General features: G+C 74.2%; 5 protein-coding genes. All 5 read right to left on the bottom strand.

Annotated features, from left to right (window positions below; all coding sequences use genetic code 11):
• Positions 1 to 280: hypothetical protein (locus JNW89_RS29190; protein ID WP_238451545.1), on the bottom strand; the 280-nt coding region annotated here is incomplete at its 3' end.
• A complete protein-coding gene (locus tag JNW89_RS29185) occupies positions 277 to 795 on the bottom strand; it encodes a phage tail protein (RefSeq protein ID WP_088961863.1) in 519 nt (172 codons plus the stop codon). The genes JNW89_RS29190 and JNW89_RS29185, both read right to left, overlap by 4 nt.
• 12 nt (positions 796 to 807) lie before the next feature.
• Positions 808 to 2,823 carry a phage tail sheath C-terminal domain-containing protein gene (locus tag JNW89_RS29180; RefSeq protein WP_238451544.1) on the bottom strand — a complete coding sequence of 672 codons (2,016 nt, stop codon included), beginning with the start codon at positions 2,821 to 2,823 and terminating at the stop codon, positions 808 to 810.
• 191 nt (positions 2,824 to 3,014) lie between these two features.
• Positions 3,015 to 3,500, bottom strand: a complete 486-nt coding sequence (locus tag JNW89_RS29175; RefSeq protein WP_238451543.1) for a macro domain-containing protein — start codon at positions 3,498 to 3,500, stop codon at positions 3,015 to 3,017.
• Between the two features lie 47 nt (positions 3,501 to 3,547).
• Positions 3,548 to 4,320 (bottom strand): nucleotidyltransferase domain-containing protein (locus JNW89_RS29170; RefSeq protein WP_238451542.1); only part of this gene is annotated, 773 nt, incomplete at its 5' end.

The following is a 4,320-nucleotide window of genomic DNA, read 5'->3' as shown; positions in this document are numbered from 1 at the left end:
TTCCGGTGGCCGGTTCCGGCGCGGCGGCCAGCAGCTCGGCCACCGTGAAGCCCACCTCGAGGCGTTCCGGGCAGGCCGGACAGTCCATGATGGTCTCCACCCGCCCACCGGTCCACTCCCCCGCGGTCCGCAGCAGCAGGGCCGCCACCGCGCCCACCGGCAGCCGGTCGGCGTCGGGGCGGCCGAGCAGCACCAGCGGACGGTGCGGCGCCGGCCGGTCGAGCGCGTGGTCCCAGGCGGAGACCAGCTCCGCCTCGGTCAGCGGCCGCCCTCCGGTCACGACCCGAGCCGGGGCTCGGCCGGCTCGGCGACCGCCTCGTCGCGCTCCCAGCCCTCGTTCTCCAGCTTGATGTGCTCGATCGCCACCGCGTTGGCGTTGGCGTCCAGCTCCGGCAGCGCCTGGTACTCCGAGACCCAGCACCGGAACAGCCGGTAAGACTGGGCGACCTGGCCGGCCTCGTTGAGCAGCTCGATGGTGATGTCCCGGCGGAAGTCGGCCAGCGACACCTCGGAGCCGAGCCCGGCGTGCAGCGCCCAGATCTTCCCGGCCCACGCGGCGAACTCCGCGTCGTGGGTCAGCCCGCGCTCCAGCGTCACCGCCTCGAACTCGCTGCGCCCCGGTGACTTGCGGCTGGTGGACGGGTCACCGCCGTCGCGGTGCTTGACCACCTCGGTGGTCCGCTTCAACGCGCTGACCTTGCTCACCCCGGCCACGTACCGGCCGTCCCACTTGACCCGGAACTTGAAGTTCTTGTACGGGTCGAACCGGGTCGGGTTGACGGCGAACTGCACCATGACTCACACCTCTCAGGACGGGTTCTGGCCGGCGAGCTGCTGGATCCGGATGATCACGAACTCGGCGGGTTTGAGCGGGGCGAACCCGACGACCACGTTCACCACGCCGCGGTCCCGGTCGTCGCTGGTGGTCGTCTCCGCGTCGCAGCGCACCAGGTACGCCTCGCGCGGGGTCCGCCCGGCGAACGCGCCCTTGCGGAACAGGTCCTGCATGAACGACGTCAGGTTGAGCCGCAGCTGCGACCAGAGCGGCTCGTCGTTGGGCTCGAAGACGGCCCACTGGGTGCCCCGGAACACGCTCTCCTCGATGTAGAGCGCCAGCCGGCGGACCGGGGTGTACTTCCACTGGCTGGCCAGCACGTCCGCGCCGGCCGTCGTCCGGGCGCCCCAGTTGACCGTGCCGACCACCGGGAAGGTGCGCAGGCAGTTGAGCCCGAGCGGGTTGAGCATGCCGTTCTCGGCGTCGGTCAGCGGGTACACCAGGGTGGTCACGCCGCGCAGCTGCGCCTCGGTGCCGGCCGGGGCCTTCCACACGCCCCGTTCGGCGTCCTGGCGGGCGTACAGGCCGGCGAGGGTGCCGCTGGGGGCCACGGTGCGCGGCTGGAAACCGTCGGAGGGGTCGGGGATCCGCAGCCGGGGGAAGTGCGCGACCGCGTTCGGCCCCTTGACCCCGAGCTGGTTGATCCAGTCCAGGGCGCGGTCCGGGTCGTCCACCCCGGGCGGCGGGTCGACCAGCAGCATCGCCCGGCGCCGCTCGCACAGCTCGTACGCCGCCGACCAGATCGCCTCCGGGTCCACTCCACTGTCGACGACGCTGGGGTCGCCGGCCCGGGCCCGGGTGGCGTCGGGGATGCAGAGCAGGTTGAACAGGTCGGTCTTGAGCAGGGCGTAGAGGCCCGAGTAGGCGGCCTCGGAACCGACCAGCGCGCCGGTGCCGGGCAGCGTGCTGCCGTCGGCGCCGGTGACCAGGTCGCCCTGGCCCAGCCGCTTCGCACCCACCGGCGTGTACCGGCCCACGTTGGCCGTCGTGCCGCCCAGACCGAGCAGGGTGGCGCCGTTGGCGACGTCGCCGGAGGCGGTCACCCCGGCGACGGTGAAGGCGGCGTCCACGGCGGCCGGGGCCACCAGCGGGTCCACGTCGCCGAGGAGGCGTACCCCGCCCTCGGCGGTGGGCACCACCCGGACCCGCAGGCCGGCGGCGCCGTCGGCGGCGCCGAGCGCGGCGTTGACCTTGCGCTGCACCAGGGCGGCCACCCCGGCGGGCGAGGACGGCAGCCGCTCGCCCTTCTCCAGCACCGTGACCGTCACCGCCGCCACGGCGGGCACCGTCTTGGTGGCGTCGGCCGGGTCCGGCTTGGTGGGCCGGTCGGGCTGGACGGTGAGCCGGTAGTTTTTGCCGGCGTCGACGGTGGGGGTGCCGATCGCGGCCCCGACCGTGCCGCTGGGGACCGGCCGGCCGGCGCCGCTCGCGCCGGGACGGGCCCGCACCAAAGACGAGCCGCGGTCGGGATCGTTGAGCAGGGTGACGGCGTAGGCGGCGCTGGTCGGGTCGACGGAGAGGCCGGTGAACCGCTCGGTGACCCCGGTGGACCCGTCACGCACGCTGAGGTTGAAGATTTTCGGATCGACGGCGCCGTCGTGGTCGACGTCGACGAGCAGGTTGCTGCCCCACTGGCCGGTGCTGGCGGCGTCCAGGACGAGCGCCGACTTCGGGCCGGTGCCGACCTTGTCCAGCAGCGTCACCGACGCCGCGCGGGCGTCGCTCTTCGGCACCCGGACGACCAGGGCGGCCGAACCGCCGTTGCGGAAGAACTGCTGCACGGCCAGGCTCAGCTCGGAATCCCGGTCCACCCCGCCGAAGCGGCGCTCGAACTCGCCGAAGCTGTTCACCCGCACGGCGCGGTTCTCCGGCCCGGTGCGGACGTACCCCACGAACGCGGTCACGCCGGTCGCCACACCGATCACGGGACGGACGCCGCTCGGGACTTCCTCGATGTAGACGCCGGGGTAGCTCGGAGTCACGGGCATGACTACCTCGTCTCGAAGTGCGGGGTGGGCTGGTCACACCCTCGCCCCCCGGGCCGGGCCGCTCTAGCGCGGAACCGACTGCGCCGAGACGCGTACCCGACACGCGGTGTCGATCCGGTCACTCCCCGCCGACCACATCGGCCGACGCCGGACGCCGATCGTCGCGCATCCCGGAACCTCCGGACGATGCGCTACCCGTGGTCGTAGACGGTCACCGCGATGTCGCGCGCGCAGAGGGCGTCGATGACCAGCGGCTCGACCCGGCTCCAGGTGCCGCCGGCCAGCCCGCAGCCGATGCGCGGCATGTGCACCGACGCCCCCAGCGCCTGGACCTCGTCGCCGAGGGCGGTCAGGCAGCGCCGCACCGCGTCGTAGCGGATCGGCGGACCGCCGCTGCCGGCCCGGATGCCCCGCTGGCCGACCATGTTCGCCACCCACACGTCCGGGGCGACCCGGACCAGGCGGACCGCCCCGAGTCCGAAGTCGTTGCCCGCCCGGTGCCGGTGCCAGTCGCGGTAGTCCCGTTCCGGCTCCGGCCAGCGGCGGGACACGGCCAGCACGAAGCCCTTACCCCAGCCGCCGAGGTCGTTGCAGAGGTGCGCGATCACCTTGCGGCCCTTGGCCTGCGGGCTGGTCGCGTCACCCTTGATGATCGTCAACTGGGTCACGGCGGTCATGATGGCAACCGGCTACGACAACCGGACAGCCGTTTTCTCCCGCCGGGTCAGCTCCCGGCTGCGATCTCCGCCAGCACCCGCCGCTGGAACGCCCGGGCCTCGGCGCCGCTGGGCGGGACGCCACCGGCGCGCGCGGCGACGCAGCGCGCGATCAGCTCGCTCTCGTAGCCGGCGTCGGCCAGCCGGCTGCCGGCGGCGACCTTGGACAGCCACACCCCGTCCCGGGCCTTCACCAACGACCGGCAGGCGCCGAGCACCGCGTCCTCGGCGCCCGGGGCGGGCGCGTCGTCGGCGGGGGTGGGCAGGGCGAGCCACCAGCGCAGCGCCTCGACGAGCAGCCGGCGCAGGTCGGCCGGGGCCAGGGGCGGCGAAGACGTCGGCGGCGGGCGGGCCGAGCAGGGCGTACCCGTGCTCGTGCAGGAGTCGCGGTCCAGGCCGTACCAGAAGCGGCCGTCGGCGGCGGGCCGCTCGGCCGGGTCCCAGGTGGCGCGGAACGGCATCTGCGCCCCGGTGTTCAGCTCGACCTCGAAACCCGGTTCGGGGGTGCCGGAGCCGGCGACCGCGCGGGTGTAGGCGACCAGTTCCAGGCCGCGCGCCGGGCAGGGCAGCGCCTCGTGCCGCAGCCGGTCCACCAGGTCGCGCTTGCGTCGGGCAGCCAGCGGTTCGGCGACGACCAACGCCACGTCCACGTCGCTGCGGCCCGGCTGGTACGCCCCCATGCCCACGGAGCCGGCCGCGTACGCCCCCACGAGGTCGTCGTCGAGGACGTCGCCGGCCGCGTCGACCAGGTCGTCGAGATAGCGCCGTACGGTCGGGTCCA

The sequence above is a fragment of the Micromonospora sp. 4G55 genome, from assembly GCF_016803375.1.
The sequence above is the reverse complement of the archived record's forward strand: the minus strand, read 5'-3'. Positions and strand labels throughout refer to the sequence as shown.

What these genes read in the sequence shown, in the direction of transcription:
- JNW89_RS29180 (WP_238451544.1), bottom strand. Translation starts at nt 2,823, where the DNA reads ATGCCCGTGACTCCGAGCTACCCCGGCGTCTACATCGAGGAAGTCCCG.
- JNW89_RS29175 (WP_238451543.1), bottom strand. Translation starts at nt 3,500, where the DNA reads ATGACCGCCGTGACCCAGTTGACGATCATCAAGGGTGACGCGACCAGC.
- JNW89_RS29185 (WP_088961863.1), bottom strand. Translation starts at nt 795, where the DNA reads ATGGTGCAGTTCGCCGTCAACCCGACCCGGTTCGACCCGTACAAGAAC.